General features: G+C 49.9%; 20 protein-coding genes. 13 read left to right on the top strand and 7 right to left on the bottom strand.

Going from position 1 to position 18,993, the window contains the following annotated elements:
- Positions 1–450: transposase (locus tag B5F78_RS12365; protein ID WP_206421956.1), on the top strand; the 450-nt coding region annotated here is incomplete at its 5' end.
- Between the two features lie 140 nt (positions 451–590).
- Here the strand turns inward: B5F78_RS12365 and B5F78_RS12360 are convergent.
- The 4 genes from B5F78_RS12360 to B5F78_RS12350 all read right to left on the bottom strand — a co-directional run bounded on the left by B5F78_RS12360 (position 591) and on the right by B5F78_RS12350 (position 3,432).
- The gene (locus B5F78_RS12360; RefSeq protein ID WP_087406848.1) at positions 591–1,490 is read right to left on the bottom strand and encodes a helix-turn-helix transcriptional regulator; all 900 of its coding nucleotides are present in this window, start codon (positions 1,488–1,490) and stop codon (positions 591–593) included.
- Positions 1,491–1,592: 102 nt separating this feature from the next.
- Positions 1,593–1,727: a hypothetical protein gene (locus B5F78_RS17970; RefSeq protein ID WP_255376628.1), complete on the bottom strand. Its 135-nt coding sequence runs from the start codon at positions 1,725–1,727 to the stop codon at positions 1,593–1,595.
- Positions 1,727–2,518, bottom strand: a complete 792-nt coding sequence (locus B5F78_RS12355) for a hypothetical protein (protein ID WP_140400150.1) — start codon at positions 2,516–2,518, stop codon at positions 1,727–1,729. Before B5F78_RS12355 ends, B5F78_RS17970 begins: the two co-directional genes overlap by 1 nt.
- Positions 2,519–2,532: 14 nt before the next feature.
- On the bottom strand, positions 2,533–3,432 hold the full coding sequence (locus tag B5F78_RS12350) for a helix-turn-helix domain-containing protein (protein ID WP_087406846.1): 900 nt from the start codon (positions 3,430–3,432) through the stop codon (positions 2,533–2,535).
- Between the two features lie 130 nt (positions 3,433–3,562).
- Between B5F78_RS12350 and B5F78_RS12345 the strand changes: the two genes are divergently transcribed.
- From B5F78_RS12345 to B5F78_RS12300, 10 genes are all read left to right on the top strand, one after another.
- The gene (locus B5F78_RS12345) at positions 3,563–4,336 is read left to right on the top strand and encodes an MBL fold metallo-hydrolase (protein ID WP_443104998.1); all 774 of its coding nucleotides are present in this window, start codon (positions 3,563–3,565) and stop codon (positions 4,334–4,336) included.
- Positions 4,337–4,358: 22 nt separating this feature from the next.
- Positions 4,359–4,808 carry a cupin domain-containing protein gene (locus tag B5F78_RS12340; protein ID WP_087406844.1) on the top strand — a complete coding sequence of 150 codons (450 nt, stop codon included), beginning with the start codon at positions 4,359–4,361 and terminating at the stop codon, positions 4,806–4,808.
- A gap of 210 nt (positions 4,809–5,018) precedes the next feature.
- Complete coding sequence (locus B5F78_RS12335) at positions 5,019–5,498, top strand: HU family DNA-binding protein (protein WP_087406843.1); 480 nt, start codon at positions 5,019–5,021, stop codon at positions 5,496–5,498.
- A 189-nt stretch (positions 5,499–5,687) separates the two neighbouring features.
- Positions 5,688–6,677, top strand: coding sequence for an aldo/keto reductase (locus B5F78_RS12330; protein WP_087406842.1), 990 nt, complete (start codon positions 5,688–5,690; stop codon positions 6,675–6,677).
- Positions 6,678–6,698: 21 nt separating this feature from the next.
- On the top strand, positions 6,699–7,778 hold the full coding sequence (locus B5F78_RS12325; RefSeq protein ID WP_087406841.1) for an alpha/beta hydrolase: 1,080 nt from the start codon (positions 6,699–6,701) through the stop codon (positions 7,776–7,778).
- Positions 7,779–7,786: 8 nt separating this feature from the next.
- The gene (locus tag B5F78_RS12320) at positions 7,787–8,605 is read left to right on the top strand and encodes an aldo/keto reductase (RefSeq protein ID WP_164470547.1); all 819 of its coding nucleotides are present in this window, start codon (positions 7,787–7,789) and stop codon (positions 8,603–8,605) included.
- Between the two features lie 239 nt (positions 8,606–8,844).
- A complete protein-coding gene (locus tag B5F78_RS12315; protein WP_087249798.1) occupies positions 8,845–9,288 on the top strand; it encodes a MarR family winged helix-turn-helix transcriptional regulator in 444 nt (147 codons plus the stop codon).
- Positions 9,269–10,612, top strand: coding sequence for a TolC family protein (locus tag B5F78_RS12310; RefSeq protein WP_140400149.1), 1,344 nt, complete (start codon positions 9,269–9,271; stop codon positions 10,610–10,612). The genes B5F78_RS12315 and B5F78_RS12310 overlap by 20 nt, the downstream gene beginning before the upstream one ends.
- A 152-nt stretch (positions 10,613–10,764) precedes the next feature.
- Complete coding sequence (locus B5F78_RS12305) at positions 10,765–11,832, top strand: HlyD family secretion protein (protein ID WP_087406839.1); 1,068 nt, start codon at positions 10,765–10,767, stop codon at positions 11,830–11,832.
- A complete protein-coding gene (locus B5F78_RS12300; RefSeq protein ID WP_022040417.1) occupies positions 11,829–13,433 on the top strand; it encodes an MFS transporter in 1,605 nt (534 codons plus the stop codon). The genes B5F78_RS12305 and B5F78_RS12300 overlap by 4 nt, the downstream gene beginning before the upstream one ends.
- Before the next feature lie 3 nt (positions 13,434–13,436).
- Here B5F78_RS12300 and B5F78_RS12295 read toward each other — a convergent pair whose 3' ends face one another.
- From B5F78_RS12295 to B5F78_RS12285, 3 genes are read right to left on the bottom strand one after another with little or no spacing between them, the layout of a single operon-like run.
- The gene (locus B5F78_RS12295) at positions 13,437–14,618 is read right to left on the bottom strand and encodes a C1 family peptidase (RefSeq protein ID WP_087406838.1); all 1,182 of its coding nucleotides are present in this window, start codon (positions 14,616–14,618) and stop codon (positions 13,437–13,439) included.
- A 57-nt stretch (positions 14,619–14,675) separates the two neighbouring features.
- Positions 14,676–15,671, bottom strand: coding sequence for an AI-2E family transporter (locus tag B5F78_RS12290; RefSeq protein ID WP_022040419.1), 996 nt, complete (start codon positions 15,669–15,671; stop codon positions 14,676–14,678).
- A gap of 4 nt (positions 15,672–15,675) precedes the next feature.
- Positions 15,676–16,656 carry a bile acid:sodium symporter gene (locus B5F78_RS12285; protein ID WP_022040420.1) on the bottom strand — a complete coding sequence of 327 codons (981 nt, stop codon included), beginning with the start codon at positions 16,654–16,656 and terminating at the stop codon, positions 15,676–15,678.
- 163 nt (positions 16,657–16,819) lie between these two features.
- On the opposite strand from B5F78_RS12285, the gene B5F78_RS12280 reads away from it, so the two are divergent.
- Complete coding sequence (locus B5F78_RS12280; protein ID WP_087406837.1) at positions 16,820–17,977, top strand: N-acetylmuramoyl-L-alanine amidase family protein; 1,158 nt, start codon at positions 16,820–16,822, stop codon at positions 17,975–17,977.
- A 23-nt stretch (positions 17,978–18,000) separates the two neighbouring features.
- Complete coding sequence (locus B5F78_RS12275; protein ID WP_022040422.1) at positions 18,001–18,888, top strand: MlaD family protein; 888 nt, start codon at positions 18,001–18,003, stop codon at positions 18,886–18,888.
- The last annotated feature ends 105 nt before the right edge of the window (positions 18,889–18,993 follow it).

Here is an 18,993-nt window from a genome sequence, read left to right as displayed (position 1 = left end):
GTCAGCGGTCGTGACAGGGTGAACATCAACGGGTTGCTTAACGCGCATGACGTGACAGACGTGATAGCCCATGATTGCGAAAGCGTCAATGCCGAATCCACAAAAGAAGTTTATCAGGCGGCCTTGGACAGGCATCCGGAGGCCCCGTTCATCTATATCATTTCCGACAATGCCCGTTATTATCACAACAAAAAGCTCAAGGAATGGGTGGACGGGACAAAAATCAGGCAGATATTCCTGCCGCCCTACTCGCCGAACCTCAATCTGATTGAGAGGCTTTGGAAATTCCTCCGCAAGAAGGTCATCAATACCGGTTTCTACAGGACAAAAGAGAAATTCAGGCAGGCCGTTAAGGATTTCTTCGACAATATCGGAAACTATAAAGAAGAGTTGGAGTCACTTCTGACTCTTAAATTCCGGTTGTCTAATTCGCAAACCATTTCTTTTTGACTATAAATGCGGACATTCATTTTACGTTTAACTTCTGATTTATATTATTTATGGTAAAATTTCTGTTTCATAATCGGGTTAGATTCAAATTTTCTTTTTATCGTCCTCCTGTTTCGAATACAGATGACAAAGTTTTGGGATTATAGGTAGTGGGCAGACATTTTCCGAATGGTGTCTGCAATATCTTTTCTGAAGTATTCGGGAGTAAGGACTTCCATGTCGGTTCCTCTCGAAAGGATTTCTTGTTTGAAATCGAAAGTCGGTTTGATACGGTATTCGAAAATGGAGTATTCATCCGTTGTCTCTACTTCTGTTTGGGAGGAATGTAGTGGCAGGGCACGCACGTATTGCCGGTGTGTGGCAGATACTTTTATCCGTACAGTCTCGACATCCTCATCGTCTACAATGATGCCGAAACAATCGGCAAAATATCCTTCCGGGTCGAAAGTTTTTGGGTAAGTGAAATGTATGTCTGAAGTAGTCAGCTGGTGTATCCGGTCTAACGAAAACGTGCGCAGGGCGTTACGCTCTTTGCAAAAGCCTACGACATACCAGCGTTGCCTGAACACTTTGATGCAATAGGGCTGTACGGTGTATAGGGTGGGGGTGTCTCGCCAATAACTTTGATGCAGCATGTTCACTTCCAGTCCGTCGCGCATCGCTTCGATAATGGGAGTCAGGAATTGCCTGCCCGACGGTATGTTTTCGAATAAGATGCGACGTTTCAAGTGATGGCTTTCGTTGATGAGGTTGTTTACGGCAAACGTGTTGAGCAGCCAGTTGCGTACGCCTCCCTTTTCCATGTCGTCGGCATTCTCGATGTAGTAATAATAACCAGCTTTGCGGTCGCATTCGATATTGATGTCGAATACTTGCTCGATAGCGTTGCGCCAGTTGTGGAACGTGCGGTGTGGCAGGCTGGTTCCTTCACTTAACTGGGAACGTATCCACCGTTTGTTGATTTCTTCGAGAGTGATTTTTCCGGCACGGTAGATAGTATCTACCAGCCATATATATTTGTCAAACAGGTCTTTTGTCATGGTTTTTGGTCGTTTAATTTAATCGTAATACATCTTGACAGTCAGGTTGAAGCGTGAAATCTGCATCATGTCCTGCCACGAAAGCTTGTATGTTTCTTTCATCTAGCAGAAGTCTTTTCCCAACCCGTTTGCTTGTTTTTCTTTTAATCTGTCTTCCAAGATGGAATTGTACAGGCGTTGTTGGGGCTGACTATTGTCTTCCGGTTCTTTTTCGTTGACGTAGACATGGTCTCTCATCACACCCCAAAAAGGAGTATATCTGCGCTCTTCTCCGCAAAGCACTCCCCATAAATCGCACTCTTCGTCCGAATAACATCTTTCTTCCGTATCTTCCCTGTCCCAGATTTCCAAGTGCAGTGCAAACCATCTTGGTAGATGCGGATGATGATGTCTTCCAGTATGTCTACCGGCAGCTGGGTCAGGTCATCGTATCCGCATAAATACCCGTCTCTGGGCAACACATCGTGATTGCTCGATTTCCGTGTGGCGAACTGGCGTTCGTAGAAGCGCAGGCAGAAGTTGAGTATCAACTCGATGTAGGCGACAAGGATAGTCCGTTGGTGCACATCGGGATGCCTGCATAATTCTTCCTGTATCTGCTTCATCAGGGCGATGAGGGTAGCCCGTTCCTCGGCGGTCATGTGCAGGGCTTCGTTCACCTGATAGGCAAAGAAGGTAAACTCTTTCATCCGTGCGGCAAGCGGCGTGCCGTGCAGCAGTTCGGGCGAAAACAGCAACGCCCAACCCTCGATGCGGAACACCTCGCCGTTGTCTTCCACACCGCCTATTTGTCCCGGCGACACACAAATAAGCGTTCCCTCCCGATAATCGTACTTGCTGCATCCGTAAGTCAAATCCTCCAAGCAATCATCGCGCAGAAAGAGGGCATAGACGGAGAAACGGGTGCGGCTGTGGCGTATGGGCGGCAGCGCGGCATAGTCGATGACGCTGACCAACGGATGCTGGTCAGCGTGCCCGACGTAGGCGTTGTAGTCGTGGACGGTCTTTGCGTTCAGAATCTTGGGCATGAGTACCATATATTTTATTCATAAATACCATTCTTATAATCCTGTAGATATTGCGTGAACGTCTTCCCCGTCTGCTGTTTGAAGAAGCGCATCAGGTGGCTGGGGTCGGAGAAATGGAAATCGTCCGCCAGTTCGCTGACGGTGCGGTTGGAGAAGAGCAGTTCGTTCTTCAGTTCTTCCAACAGACGTTGTTTCAGCAGGTGGGTGGCTGATACGCCGAACTGCGCCATGACCGAAGTATTCAGCGTGATGCGGCTGATGTGAAGCTTGTCGGCATACTCCTGCACCCGCTGCATGGTGCGGATGTGCTGTTCCAGCAAGTCCTTGAATTGGAAGGCGTAATTGTTCTTCGCGATTTCTACGGGCAGGCGGTATGCGGCAGCGTATGCCCGGTTGATAATCAGCAGCAGGTAATAGAGCACGGAGACGATGAGGTTGTACGTATCCGCCACGGGATGCAGCAATTCCCGCTTTATCTTCGCGAGCAAGCGCATGTATTCCGCCAGTTCTTCGGGCGAGGCATACAGGTAGGGCGGCGTATCGGTCTGGTAATAGTAGAGCAAGCGATAGACAAAGAACTTGTCGGCAATGAATGTGCGCATGAAGTCCTCACGGAAAATGAGGAACGTATAGTCCAATGCCGCTTCGTCCACATGCCATTCCTGTTGTTGGTGGGGCGAGAGGAGCAACACCATACCGTCATACAGCTCTATCTTGCGGAAGTTCAGCAACAGGAAACCGTTTGCCTTCCGAAGAAAATAGAAACTGAAGAAGTCCGTCTTGAACCGTTTGTATTCGGTCAGCACAGGGCCGATGTCCTTGTTCGTGGCGGTGTTGATGTAGAAATCCACGCCGCAATCCGTCTTGCTGAACGGCACGCTGACCAGTCGTTCGGGGTTGATTATCTCTTTCATACGCTTGAAATTTCCACAAAGGTAATATATTCCTTTATCAAAATGGCATTTATTCCCCTGTTTTGGGCATAGAGGTGCGGGAAGATTCTGCCGAACTTTGCAACCGTAAACATTAAAAGCATAGAAGATAATGGAAACAACATCTATCCGTTTGGTGCGCAATGCCACCTTGAGAATCAATTATGCAGGACACAACATCCTTGTCGACCCGTTCTTTGCCGATAAGGGAAGCATGCAGTCGGCAATCGGCGTGTATAAGACTCCACGTGTACATCTGACCATGCCCGTCAGTGAAATAACCGAAGGGTTGGACATGGTGTTGCAGACCCATATTCATCCCGACCACTACGATGAAACCGTGAAACAACATCTGCCTAAAGACATCCGTTATTATGTTCAGCCGCAAGACAAGGCGACGGTGGAGCAGGACGGCTTTACCCGGGTGGAGGTAATCGAAGACAAGATGACAGTGGAGGGTATGGCCATTCATCGTGTGAGCGGCCATCACGGTTTCGGCAAGATTGGCGAGATGATGGGACCTGTGTCGGGCTACGTCCTGACGGCAGAGGGCTGTCCTACGGTCTATATCATGGGCGATTGCAAATGGGAGACGTGCATTCGCGAAACAGTGGAACGGTTCAAGCCCGACTACATTGTTGTGAACAGCGGCGGAGCGGTCTTCCCGGAGTTCTCCAAGGTGGACGGCTGCATCATCCCCGATGAAGCCGAGGTAATGCAGATGCTTGATGAACTGCCTGGGCAAATCAAGCTGATAGCCGTCCACATGGATGCTACGGACCACGGGCAGACCACTCGCGCCATCCTGCGCAACGAGGCACTGCACCACGGTGTCGATATGTCCCGCCTGCTTATCCCGGAAGACGGGGAAACCATCAAATTATAAACCTTATAAAAAAATTACAGAAATGAAAGCAATTAAGAACGTGGCAGCAGCCAAAAACTTCAACGCAATAAGCGTTGGCAAACTGAGTGAACTGAGTGACTATGTGATAGAGCTTTCGCCCGAAGTGAAGATTCCGGGAAAGGTGTTCGGAGGCTCGGCACTTCAAGCTACCGGCAGCGAGTTCTCCTTCCAGATGTTCCAGCCCGGCACGGAAACGGGATTCCTTCACACCCACAAGAACCATGAGGAACTTTATTTCTTCCTTGCGGGAAAGGGTGAATTCCAAGTGGACGGACAGGTGTTCCCCGTTGAAGAAGGCAGCGTGGTGCGCGTGTCTCCCGACGGTAAGCGCAGCGTGCGCAACAACGGGACAACTCCGCTCGTAATGCTCTGCGTGCAGTATCGGGGCGATACGTTCACGGCAGAAGACGCAACCGACGGCGTGATTCTGAATGAACCGGTGAAGTGGTGAGAAACGAAATAGGTAAAGGCAAAACAATTTTAAGTTTAACCCGCCTTTCTGTCAAGAATTATCTAAGCGACAACCTGCCCGCAGACACCCCGATTTCCCGTCAGGGACACACGACCTCCTCGTCGGGGACAAAAGACAACCGCTTGTCAGTCAATCGGTTGCAAAGGCGTTTGATAAGGAAGGACGAAAGACACAAGAAAGGAGGTTTGTATGATATTCTGGAAACGAGTAAAGCAAGCAATCAACGACCTGTGGTATCCCCGCAGCGTCACCGTGGGCAAGCCTGTGGAGACGCAGGAACTTGCCAACCGCATCGCACGTGAATCAACCGTGTCGCCCGCCGACACTCACGCCGTGCTCCGTGCCCTGCCCAACATTATGGCGGATTTCATGAAAGAAAGCCGTGCCGTGCATTTTGAAGGACTGGGCTGGTTCCGCTACACCACCGTTTCGGCAGGCAACGGCGTTGCTACGAAAGAGGAAGTGAACAGTGACCAGATTACTGGCCTGCGTGTGCAGTTCACGCCCGACCGTACCCGTAACATGAGCGGCGGCTACACCCGTGCCCTCGTTGCCGACGAAGGCATCACGTTCATGGAATGGTTGGGCAAGGAAAGCGACGAGACGCAGGTGCCCGAAGATAATGAGGATGATGAGGAAGAAAGCCAGACGGAAAATCCGATGGAGTAACTATCCGGCAACATTATGAAGAAATCCCGCAACGTGGGGACAAACGTTGCGGGATTTTTTTGCGCCTTACTGACTTGATACGCCTTGCAAATTGACCTTTTCACCAATACTATTTGAGCCTCACACCAATCATTCGGCAGCTTTTTCGGCGTATCTTTGTATCGTAATAAGAAATCAAACGGATAGGATATGATGAAACGAAAACTGTTATTCTTCACGATGCTGTGTTGCATGGCTTTGTCAGCAAACGCCTGCGGCACGGACGGAACGCATCAGCAGACGACGGAAAATGAGATTACTGGTGGCAGCGATGTGAACGCAAATGATACCGTGGTAAGCGGCGAAGGCTTGTTCGACCTGACCACGGGCGAGAACGGCAAGCCGCCTGTCATTACGCTCAGCAGCGGCTACACCATGCCCGTACTCGGATTGGGAACATACAGCCTGCACGGAGACGAGTGCATCAACGCCATACTCTCCGCCATCAAGTTGGGCTACCGCAAGTTCGATACCGCCACATTCTACGGAAACGAGGAGGAAGTGGGCGAAGCGATACGCCGCTCTGGAGTGCCCCGTGAGGAGTTCTTCATCTGCACCAAGCTTTATCCCAACGAGTTCGGCCACGCGGAGGAAGCCATCGAAGCCTCTCTTGCAAGACTTAACATTGGCTATGTGGACTTGATGCTGCTGCACCATCCGGGCGACAATGACGTGGAAGCCTACAAAGCGATGGAGCGAGCCGTGGCGGAAGGCAAGATACGCTCGCTCGGCGTGTCCAACTATTATATAAAGGAGATGACGGAGTTCCTGCCGAAAGTGAGCATCAAGCCCGTGATGACGCAGAACGAGATTCATCCCTATTATCAGGAGAAAGAGGTGAGGGAATTTATGCACCGCAACGGCATTGTCATAGAGGGGTGGTATCCCTTCGGCGGCAGAGGCTATACAAAGGCAATGTTCAGCAACGAAACTCTTAAAGAGATAGCCGAAGCGCATGGCAAATCCCCCGCACAAATCATATTGCGTTGGGACTTGCAGCACGGTGTGGCGGTCATCCCCGGTTCGAGCAATCCCGACCACCAGAAAGAGAACATCTCCGTGTTCGACTTCGAACTGACACCGGAAGAAATGGCACGCATTGACGCACTCGACCGGAACGAGAAACATGACTGGTATTGATAATCTAAACAACAGAAGAATATGAAAACAACAGCAATGAAATCAATCTGCACGGCTTTGCTCGCCTGCCTCTGCGGCACGGGCAGCCTCATGGCACAAGAAAATCAACTTAATACGAATAGCATTATGGAAGAAAAATTGAATCTAACGCAAGAATGGGACAAGGTGTTCCCGCAGAGTGACGAAGTGAATCACAGTAAAATCACGTTCCACAACCGTTACGGCATCACGCTTGCCGCCGACCTGTATGTGCCTAAAGGTGCAACGGGCAAACTGCCTGCCATAGCTGTCTGCGGTCCATTCGGAGCTGTTAAGGAACAGGCATCCGGACTGTATGCACAGGAACTGGCTAAGCGCGGCTTTCTCACAATAGCCTTCGACCCGTCGTTCACAGGCGAGAGCGGCGGTCAGCCCCGTTATGTAGCATCACCCGACATCAATACCGAGGACTTCTGTGCAGCAGTGGACTATCTCTCAACTCGCAACGATGTGAACCCGGAACAGATAGGTATTCTCGGCATCTGCGGTTGGGGTGGCATGGCAGTCAATGCCGCAGCCATCGACACCCGCATCAAGGCCACCGTTGCCGCCACCATGTACGACATGAGCCGTGTCAATGCCAACGGCTATTTCGATGCCGCCGACAATGCCGACGCACGTCACGAACTGCGCCGCCAACTGAATGCACAACGTACAGCAGACTATCGCAACGGTTCGTATGAACTTGCCGGAGGCCTGCCCGATGTTGTGCCCGATGACGCTCCGCAATTCCTGAAAGACTACTTCGCCTATTATAAGACGGAGCGCGGTTACCACAAGCGTTCGCTTAACTCCAACGGTGGCTGGAACAAGACATCGACACTCTCGTTCCTGAACATGCCGATACTGTCTTACGCAGGCGAAATCCGCACTGCCGTGCTGCTTGTCCATGGGGAGAAGGCTCATTCGCGCTACTTCAGCGAGGACACCTACAAGAAGCTGACCGGCGACAACAAGGAGCTGCTGATTATCCCCGGCGCCAACCACACCGACCTCTACGACAACTTCGACAAGATACCGTTCGACAAGATAGAGGCGTTCTACCGCGAGAACCTGAAATGATGAGCGATATGGATAAACATGTCACTTTCCGAAACGGGCAGCAAGTCTGCCCGCTCGGACAAGGCACCTACCAGATGGGGCGCAGGCGCAACGAAGAAATACAAGCCCTGCGCCGGGGCATTGACTTGGGTCTGACATTAATAGATACTGCCGAGATGTACGACACGGAAGACCTTGTGGGCGAAGCCGTGCGCGATTGCCGCGAACAGGCGTTCATCGTCAGCAAGGTTTTGCCAAGCAATGCCAGCTACGAGGGAACAAAGCGGGCTTGCGAACGGAGTCTCCAGCGGCTCGGCACGGATTACATCGACCTTTACTTGCTGCATTGGATAGGCCGTTATCCGTTCTCCGAGACTGTCCGTGCTTTGGTGGAATTGCAGCAGGAAGGAAAGATCCGGCAATGGGGCATGAGTAATTTGGATGTGGACGATATGGAACATATTCTTTCTTTACCACACGGAAAGGACTGTGCCGCCAATCAGGTGCTCTACAACCTAAAAGACAGGGGCATTGAATACGACCTTATTCCATGGAGCGGTCAGCATCAGATTCCCGTCATGGCTTATACACCGTTGGGCGAAGGAAGGTTGCGCAACCACAAGACGCTGATAGAGATTGCCCGCAGGCATAATGCCACTTCCACACAAATCATGCTGGCGTGGGTAATGCGTACACAGAATGTCATCGCTATTCCCAAAGCAAGCAGCATCGCCCATGTGGAGGAGAATGCCCGAAGCCTCGACATATCCTTGACGGAAGAAGACCTGCATGACATCGATAAAGCATTTCCGGCTCCTACGCATAAAGTGCGTTTGGCAGGTTGGTAAAGTAAGTCATGCACATTTATTATTGATGCCAATAAGGGAGTTGAAAGGGGGTTACAAAGTTCCCCAAGTGGTGTTTCCTGCATTATTATGTGCAAAAAGAATGATTCTCTAGTCAATGAAAGACTTGTTTGTTCTTAATGAGAGTGTGGTGAATAGCTTTTGATTTATTTAGTCAACTATTTGACTAATTCGAGAAGAATGCGTATCTTTGCGCCCCGAAAAGGATGAAGATTGTTTTTATGGAAAAAGAAAGTGCTGCATTCAGGGAGCTGATGTTGCAGTTGTTTCGTACGCGGATGACCTTCAGGCGTGCTGTGCAACGGGCTCTGAAAAAGACAGAAGCAGGGATTACATTCGAGATGCTTCAGGTATTGCGGTGTTTGTGGGAAGAACAAGGCATCTCCCAGCAGGTGCTGGCAGAACGCATAGCCAAAGGAAAAGCCGCATTGTCGAACCTGATAATGAATCTGGAGAAAAAGAATTATGTGTACCGGCTGGAAAGCCCTTCCGACCGCCGGAACAAGCAGGTCTTCCTGAGCGAAGAAGGGAGCTTGTTTTACAAGCGCATCAGCATTGCGCTGGATGCTATTTACGAGTCTGCCGGCGTTGCCATAGGGCTGGAGAAAGTAGAGTCGATGTCAGCTGATTTAAAACTTACCGGCGATGTGTTGGAAAAAGTTTAGCCTGTTGCTCTGGGGCGTTTGCGCCCTTGCCTTCATAGATGTGCAGGCAGCAGAAAAGGAAGGAATAAAAGAGGACCAGCCTGCCGACTCGTTGTTCCTGACTGTAGATGAACTGTTCCGCTTGGGCGTGGAGAATAGCTTGCGCCTTCAGGCAGATGCCTTGGACGAGGCTATGGCATACGAACGTGGCAAGACCGCCCGCACTTCGCGCCTGCCCGATTTGCAGATAGGCTTGCGCGGGGGTGTCGTAGGGCAGCCAGTGGTATTCCAGCGCGGTTTGTCGGATGCCGTGCGTCCCGACACGCCCGACTGGTTGCAGAACTATGCGATAGATTTTACCCAGCCGCTTTACGAAGGCGGAAGAATCCGCTACGCCATCCGGAGGGCAGACCTGCAGACCCATGCCGCCGCACTTCGTTCCGCCTCCGACCGTGCCGACGTGAAGCTTGAACTGCTGGAACAGTATATGAGCCTGTTCAGCCTGTACAAGCAGCGCGAGGTGCTGATGCGGAACATCGAGGAATCAGAGCTTCGGTTGAAAGATATCCGCCAGATGAAGAAGGAAGGCCTGATTACGAACAACGACGTGTTGCGCAGTGAAATGCAGCTCACGAACGACCGCCTGTCGCTGACCGAAACCGAGAACAGCCTGGCGCTGGTTTCGCAACAGCTCGACATCTTGCTGGGACTGGACGAGAACCGCATGCTTTTGCCCGATACGTCCTTGCTCCGGCGTTCGGTGGCATTGCAGGAGTATGACGCTTACGTAGAAGAGGCGTACCTGAACGACCCTGCCATGCAATTGTTGCGCAAGCAGACCGAAATAGCCAAAAACGAGGTTCGCCTGACCAAGGCCGAAGCTTTGCCCAGCATTTCGCTTTATGCCTCGAATACGTTGGCACGCCCCGTGTCGCGCACGATGGCGGACATGTATAACAATGCGTGGAATTTCGGATTGTCAGTCTCTTATCCCCTCTCGTCATTGTATAAGAACAATCACCGGGTGAAGGAAAGCAAGTTTGCCGTGCAGATGAACCTGAATGCCGAAGAACAGAAAAAGCAACAGGTGCGCGTAACGGTACGCACGGCATTTCTCCGCCACTGGGAAGCTTTGCGCCAGGTAGATGCCTTGAAGCTTTCCGTGCACCAGGCGGAAGAGAACTATCGCATTATGCAGAACCGGTATCTGAACCAGCTGGCGATACTGACCGACTTGCTGGATGCCAATGCGGTGAGGTTGAACGCGGAACTGCAACTTACATCGGCACGCACGCAGGTCATCTATACTTATTTTCAACTGGAAAGAGCCTGCGGAAGATTGTGAAATAAGTTGATCAGGTATTAAGGACTAGTTGACGAGGTACTAGGAACTAGGTCTTGAATAGTTTGTTTGTAATCCAGCATGACACTGACTAGTATTTAGTAAAATCTAGTCAACTAGTCCCTAGTCACCTAGTACCTGAAAAAAGAAAAATCATGGGAGAACTAAGAATAAAACGAGAAAGACTGAGGAAGTTACGTATGCGGAACCGGATATTGAACATGGTGTGCATCGTCCTTGCCGGTTCCGGACTATGGTGGACCGCCACTTATTTTTGGCGTTATTTCAATTATGAGGTAACCAACGATGCCTTTATCGACCAGTATGTGGCTCCGTTGAATGTCCGGGCATCGGGCTATATCAAGGAAGTGCGTTTCAGGGAACACCAATATGTGCACAAAGGTGATACGTTGCTGGTACTGGACAATAGCGAATACCTGATTCGGGTAAAAGAGGCCGAAGCGGCTTTGCTGGATGCACGGGGAGCACAAGATGTCCTGCATTCGGGCATTGAAACCTCGCACGCCAACATTGCGGTGCAAGACGCCAACATTGCCGAGGCAAAGGCACGCTTGTGGCAACTGGAACAAGACTATCACCGTTTCCAGCGGTTATTGAAAGAAGAATCCATCCCCCAGCAGCAGTTCGAGCAGGCAAAGGCATCGTACGAGGCAGCCCAAGCACGCTATCAGGCTTTGCTGGAGCAAAAACGTGCCGCCCAGTCGCAATATACCGAAACCAGCAAGCGGACCGTAAGCGCCGAGGCCACCATCCTGCGCATGGAGGCAGACCTCGACCTGGCAAGGCTGAACCTGTCGTACACGATACTGATAGCCCCCTACGACGGGTATATGGGCAGGCGCACACTGGAACCGGGGCAATATGTGCAGGCGGGACAGACCATTTCGTATCTGGTAAGAGGGGATGACAAGTGGGTGACCGCCAACTACAAGGAGACTCAGATTATGCATATTTACATCGGCCAGCCCGTACGCATCAAGGTAGATGCCTTGCCGGGCAGGGTGTTCCGGGGAGAAGTGACGGCCATATCGGAAGCCACCGGATCGAAGTATTCGCTGGTGCCGACCGATAATTCGGCAGGAAACTTCGTAAAGGTGCAGCAACGCATTCCGGTGCGCATCGACTTGAAAGACGCGTCGGATGACGACATGCGGCATCTGCGTGCCGGAATGATGGTAGAGACGGAGGCTTTGCGGAAATGATGGATGTAAGGAGTTTGGGACTTCCCGTTCGGAGGTGGGTGCCCGACTGGCTGGCGGTGGCTGCTCTTTTCATCGTGATATTGCCGGTATTGATGGTCAACGGCGCTTATACGGGCAGCATGCTCGAGGTGTCGAATACGCTGGGCACGAATACCGAGGACATCACGATGGCTTATTACGCCGCATCGGCAGGGATGGCAATCGGCTATCCCATTGTACCGAAAGTGCTTTCTGCCTTTCCGGCGAAGCCTTTGCTGCTTGCCGACCTTGTCCTGCAGTTCTTTCTGAGCTGGATTTGCGCCCGCTCACAGAATGCGGATATCCTGATTGTGGCAAGCTTTGTCATCGGCTTCCTGAAGGGGTTCATGATGTTGTGGTTCATCCGTATCGTGAAATTCATCTTCAGCCCGAAGGATGTACGCAGCGAGTTTTACTCGTATTTCTATCCGCTGGTGTTCGGGTTCGGACAGCTTTCGATGGTGCTTACGGCAGAACTGGCATACCATTACGACTGGAAGTATATGTATTATTTCGAAATGGCACTGATGCTGCTGAGCGTCCTGACGGTAATCATTTGCTTCCGGCAAGACAAGGACAGGACGGGATTGCCGATCGAAGAACTGCATCTGCGCGAAATGCTGGTGGCGGCTGTAGGGGTGCTGATGCTGATGTACGTGGCGGATTATGGGAAGATGCTCGACTGGATGGCCTCTTTCAAGATTCGCGCCTACCTGGTTATCGGCCCCATACTGATTGCCTTTTTCATTTGGTTGCAGGCGCATGCCGAAAAGCCCTTCGTCAATCTGGCTCCCTTGTATCAGCCCAAAGCCATCGTGGGATATCTCTACATGATGCTGGTGATGTTTTTCAGCACGTCTACCACGTTGCTCACCAACTATATGACTTCCATCTTGCAAGTGGATTCCGCGCGTACGTACCTTTTATATATATGGATGCTGCCGGGATATGTGCTGGGGGCGTTCATCTGCTTCTGGTGGTTCAGGTGGCAACGGTGGCGTTTCCGCTTCCTCATAGCCGGAGGCATGGCATGCTTTGCCCTGTTTTTCGGCATATTGTATTTTACGGTTTCGCCGGAAAGCACGTATGAGATGCTGTTTTTCCCCGTGTTTATCCGCGGGCTGGGAATGCTGGTTGTGATTATCGCGTTTGCCTTGTTCTCGGTAGAGGACCTGAATCCGAAATTCCTGCTCTCGAATGCTTTTTTCCTGATACTGAGCCGTTCGGTGCTGGCGCCGATTATGGCAACTTCGTTTTACAGCAACGTGCTTTACCACCTGCAGCAAAAGTACATGCATTCGTTATCGGAAACCCTGACGATGGCAGACCCGCTGGCGGCATCGCGGTTCTCCCAATCGTTGAGCAGCGGAATAGGGCAAGGACACGGTTATGCCGAAGCGGCACAGATGGCGACTTCTTCGCTTTATGCCACGCTCCAGCAGCAAAGCCTGCTGCTGGCGTTGAAGGACATTCTGGGGTGGCTGTTCATCGTGACGCTGGTGATAGCCATCGTGTCGCGCTTCATTCCGTTCCATAAAACCATCCGTGTCACCTTTGCCAAGGCAGGCGATGATATGGTATAGTTATCATATCCCCAGCTTTTTTTTCAGTTCTTGGGAGAGGGCATCTTTGTGGACCAGGATGTAGATGGTTTTGGCACGGACATAACTTTCCGACATGTTCAGGTATCCTCCGAAACGGTTCCCGTCGGCTGCCCATGAGTTCTTGGTGATGTAGTAGCGGGTGCCGTTTTGGTCGGTTGCGATACCGGTAATGTGCATCAGGTGATCATCGGTGGTTTTTCCAGATTCGTAGCCTTGCTGGCGGATTTCGGGAGTGACGTTCACTTCCGGATACGGACGCTTAAAATGGAATACTTCGGCAAGCCGGTCTTTTGTGCTCAGTTGTCCCCAGCGTGCACGGTCGCTGTCTTTATACAGGTCGGCATTCTCTACGTCGGGATTGATTGCCACTCCGTTGTTGAACGAGAACCCAGGTTCGCTTACGTCACCGTCCCAACATAGGGTGTATCCGTTTTCCAGCGCCGTGTTCATTGTGCTTATCAGTTCATCCAGAGGAAGGTTGTACATGCGTTGGTGCTCCCAGTTGTCGGGGATTTCCACTTCGAATGCTTTGTAATAGGGCTTGTGGGTGAAGCTGGTGAGCGGGATATAGTCGTCGGTGTCGATGTCCAGACTTTCTGCAAAGCTTTCAGGGGTGTATTCTTTGCCTTTATACGTGAATTTTTCGGGGAGTTTGCCGAAGTAGATATCGAACAGGCTATTGGCAAGCTGCTGGTATTGGGGGCTGTTCTTGCTTTGTTTGACTGCTTCTGCAGAGAGGGCTTCCACGTATCCGGCAAGTTCGGAGTGGTTGTGTACCGGTGAGTCGTAGTTAATGCCTGTATAGACTTCTTCGGGCACGATACCTACTTGGTTGAATGCAGTCATCCAACTGGTGGTGATGCTTCCTTGCCCTACGTTACCCTTGCCGTGGCGCAGGAAGTTATCGGCCATCTGATTCAGGTATTTCTGGCGCACGATGAACATTTCTGAGAGATCGTATTCTCCTTTGCCTTGGCGCAGCAGTTCCGATTCGATGAACGAGGTGGTGGCGAAGCACCAGCATGTACCGCTTATTGCCTGGTCTTTTACGGGGGTCGTTTTTTGCTGGACTACGGTGTTGAACTTGTATCCATCTTTCTCTTCTGCCATTACCGGCAGGGTGGCAAGCGCGAAGGCTGCCCATACATAATGTTTCAGTTTCATGAGTTCTTGAGTTTTTAAGTTCTTGAGTTACTGATGTCTGTTATTAGTTGTCCATTGTCAATTGTTCGTAAGGTATTCTTTTCGGAACATGTCGAGGAACAGCAGGAAGAGTGATACCAGCAACGGTCCGAAAATGATGCCCATAAAGCCGAAGATGGGAAGTCCTGCCACCACGCCGAAGATTGTAATCAGCGGATGGATGTTTGCCATTTTCTTTTGCAGGATGAACCGGATGAGATTATCGCATTGCGAGATGATGATGCCTCCGTAGGCAAGTAGTATCAGTCCGTGCACCCAATCGCCGATGATGAAGAAATAAGCGGTGACCGGAACCCATACCAGAGCCGTTCCTACCAGAGGGACGATGGAGGCGAAACCGGTAAGCATTGCCGTGAGAACCGGGTTCGGTGCATGGCAAAGCAAATAGCCGAACAATGAGATAAATCCTTGAATGATGGCGAGGAGGGGGATTCCGATGGCATTGGAGCGGACAATGAGCTGGATTTTCTGGAGCACTTCGCGCTTGTTGTTTTCTTCGAAAGGAAGCAGTTCGGAAATGAATTGCTCCATTTTGTCTCCTTCCCATAACATGAAAAACAGGAGCATGATGGCTACGGCAAGGTTTACTATCAGGTCGCTTACCCCAGTCATGATGGAATGGCCGATAGAAGACACTTGGCTGATGATGAATGACAGGTTTTTTTCGGACAATACGTCAAATCCTGTCTTTTCCTCGATGATGCTTATCATTTGCTGGGCGGGGCGGATGATATCGGCAGTATCGAAATGTAGGTTAGATATCTGATTGACTAGTGCCCAGCTGAAAAGTGAAAGTGGTATCAGGATGAACAGGGTTGTTCCAATTGTGATAATCCATACAGAGGCCAAAGGCTTGATTTTCTTTTTCAGCCAGTTTGAGAAGCCGCGCAATAGCAGGTAGAGGGTGAATGCGCCCAAGATGCCGTTCATGAAAGGCTGCGCCTGGCGGAATAATAGAATTCCCAAGCCTACAATCATGATGATGAGTGAATACTTCCAATATTGTTCTTTCATATCCTTAGGTATTTAGCGTTGATGGTTTGTGTTTGGTGATTCGTTCTTCTGATTTCCTTTTCTTCCAAAGCTGCCAGCTGTTGATGGTATTTTGCCACACCACGTAGCTTCCTGGAGCGATGGTTGTAAGCGGGTTCAGATAGGTGGCTGCCATCCAAATGGCAAGCACCGTGTTCTTTTGTCCCAATGCCTGTCCGCCACTGATGCGGTCGTGGTATTTTCCTCCGATGCTTTTTCCTCCCCAAAACTGGAGGCAGCAGATGACTAGTGCCAGAGCAGCGATAATACATTCTTCGGCTATGGAAGTGTTTCCTTCTATCACAGATTGGGTAGTTTGTCCCATTACGATGGTCAGGGATATTCCCCAAAGATAGAATGCCATGTCCTTAAGTCCTACCAGAAATTGATGGACAGGTGGGGCATAACGTCGCAACAACACCGCGATGAAGAAAGGAAAAAGCAGCAAAGGGAATACTTTCCCTAGTATCCGCATGAATGATTCGCCGAACGGAATGTCGGAAGGTTCCACCAGAGGAAAGACCAAAGGGACAACTATGGCTGCCAGAAGATTGGAAGCCAATGTATAAGTGGTAAGCGATGCGGCACTTCCGCCTAGTTTGTTGGTGATGACTGCAGCAGCCGTAGCAGTGGGGCAGATGAGGCAGACCATTGCTCCTTCAAGTGAGATACGCCATACGGAGCTGAAAGGAATGCAGAGCAATACTCCTGCTACTGCCAGACAGGAAATCAGTTGGATAAGCAACAAGATGCAGGTCCATCGCCGCGGAGATAGGTCTTTGACTTCTATCTTGCAGAACGTAAGGAGCAGTTGGGCAAAAATCAGCAGCGGAGTAAGCCAGACCACTAGAAACTTCACGAAAGGTTTGAGTGGATGAAGGAAATCGAACATGGCAAAGCAGAAATATCCTATGACTCCTGCCAGCATGGCCAAAGGCAACGTCCAGTTCTTGATAAATTGTAGCATGGTGTTTCCTACGTTTAGTTTAGGATGCAAAAATAACGAAAAGCGTTAAAATGGTTGCCCTTTTTTCTGTTTTTATAGGCTTTCTCCATTAAAATAAAGAAATCTTGTCTGGCTAAAGGAAGAAACCCACAAAAAACTATTACCTTTGCACCAGACTGGAAACATGGGAAAGTATAGATTTAACATATTATGTATATGCTGTTTCTTGCTGTCTTTCGTAGCAACGGCTTCTGAAGTTACGGACAAATCGTTTACCGTAGTTATAGATGCGGGACATGGAGGTAATGATCCGGGGGCTGTGGGAAGACGTGGGCGAGAAAAGAACATCAATCTGAATGTCGCATTGAAATTAGGCAGGTTGATAGAAGAGCAGTGTGGTGATACGAAGGTGGTTTATACGCGCAAGAAAGATGTATTTGTGCCGTTGCATAGACGTGCCGACATTGCCAATGCTGCCAAGGCGGACTTGTTTATTTCCATCCACACCAATTCTGTTGCTTCACGTAACAGCAGGGTGAGCGGTACGGAGACCTATACGTTGGGACTTCACCGAACGGAGGATAATCTGGAAGTGGCAAAGAAAGAAAACTCTGTCATCTTGATAGAAGATGATTATAAACAGCGTTATGCCGGGTTTAATCCCAATTCGTCTGAGAGTTACATTATTTTCGAGTTCCTTCAAGATAAGTATATGGCACAAAGTGTGAATTTTGCCCAATTGGTTCAGAAACAGTTCCGCCAAAGTGCACGACGTATAGATAAGGGGGTGCATCAGGCTGGCTTTCTGGTGTTGCGCGAAACCACAATGCCCAGCGTCTTGATAGAACTGGGATATATTACCAATGCCGCCGAAGAGCAATACTTGTTGTCCGACAAAGGCAGCTCGGCTTTGGCCCAAAGTATTTATCAGGCATTCTTGAGGTATAAGCAAGAGCATAAGACTCCGGCGGCTGGTGTGGGCGGAGATGTTCCCGTTTCAACCGTGTCAGAAGAGGAAAAGGAAGATTCAGGCATTCAGACAGAACAGGCAAGGAAAGACGGAGTGGAAGACAGACCGGTCTTTAAGATTCAGATATTGACTTCCGACCGGATCTTGCCAGCAAAGAGCCGCTTGTTTAAAGGATTAAGTCCTGTAGGACGGTATAGAGAAAAAGGATTATACAAGTATACTTATGGAGAGACGGTTGATTATAATCAGATACTACGCCTGAAGCGGACGAAAGTAGATGCAAAATTCAAGGATGCTTTCATCATAGCATTCAAGAATGGCGAGAAAATGAATGTCAATCAGGCTATCCGGGAATTTAAACGAAACAGATAATTAAAACAAAAAGACAAGCATATATGAGAAAAGAATTTAAAATAGGACTGGCGGGGATTGCTGCACTGGTCATCTTGTTTTGCGGCATCAAATACTTGAAGGGCATCAATATGTTTAAGCCCGAGAGTTATTACCTGGTAGAGTTTGAAAATGTAAACGGACTTCCTCAGTCGAGTCCGGTGTTTGCCAATGGCTTTAAGATTGGTATCGTGCGTGACATTCAGTACAATTACGCAAAGCCTGGTCATGTGCTTGTAGGCATTGAGTTGGATGAACACATGAAAATACCCAAGGGAAGCCGAGCTGAACTGGTGACGGAAATGTTGGGTACCGTAAAGATGAATCTGCTGCTTGACTTGCAGAATACTACCTATTATAATGAAGGAGATACGCTTCCAGGTTCGGCAAACAACGGACTTATGGGAGCTGCTGAACAGGACTTGCTTCCGAAGCTGCAACAGATGATGCCGAAAATGGATTCCATTTTGGGGTCATTGAACAAGCTGTTGGCAGATCCGGCATTGGCCCAGACGTTGCACAATGCCGAACAGTTGACCGCCTCCTTGAATGCGACCAGTGAGCAGCTGAACAAGTTGATGAGTACCGATGTGCCTCAGGTGATGGGAAACGTCAATGACATTACAGCCAATCTAAAGGTCATCAGCGGTAATTTGAAAGGTGTGGATTACGCTTCCACTATCTTGAAAGTAGATTCTACATTGGCTAATGTCCGTATGTTGACAGACAAATTGAACCGGAAAGACAATACGCTCGGGTTGCTGATGAATGATTCATCTTTATATCAGAATCTGAATGCAACGGCGACCAATGCGGCCAGTTTGTTGAAAGATCTGGAAACACATCCGAAACGCTATGTTCATTTCTCGTTATTCGGGAAAAAAGACAAATAAGAAGCTGTTTTGAATTTATCGTGCGATGATTTGGGATGAGTTTTTGAGGCATTTTCGCTTCTGTGATGAGGAAGATAGCGGGCTATCTGACGAAGAACAGGAGCG

Origin of the sequence: Bacteroides sp. An279 (assembly GCF_002159615.1) — a bacterium.
GTDB classification, from domain to species: Bacteria; Bacteroidota; Bacteroidia; order Bacteroidales; family Bacteroidaceae; genus Phocaeicola; species Phocaeicola intestinalis.
The sequence above is the reverse complement of the archived record's forward strand: the minus strand, read 5'-3'. Positions and strand labels throughout refer to the sequence as shown.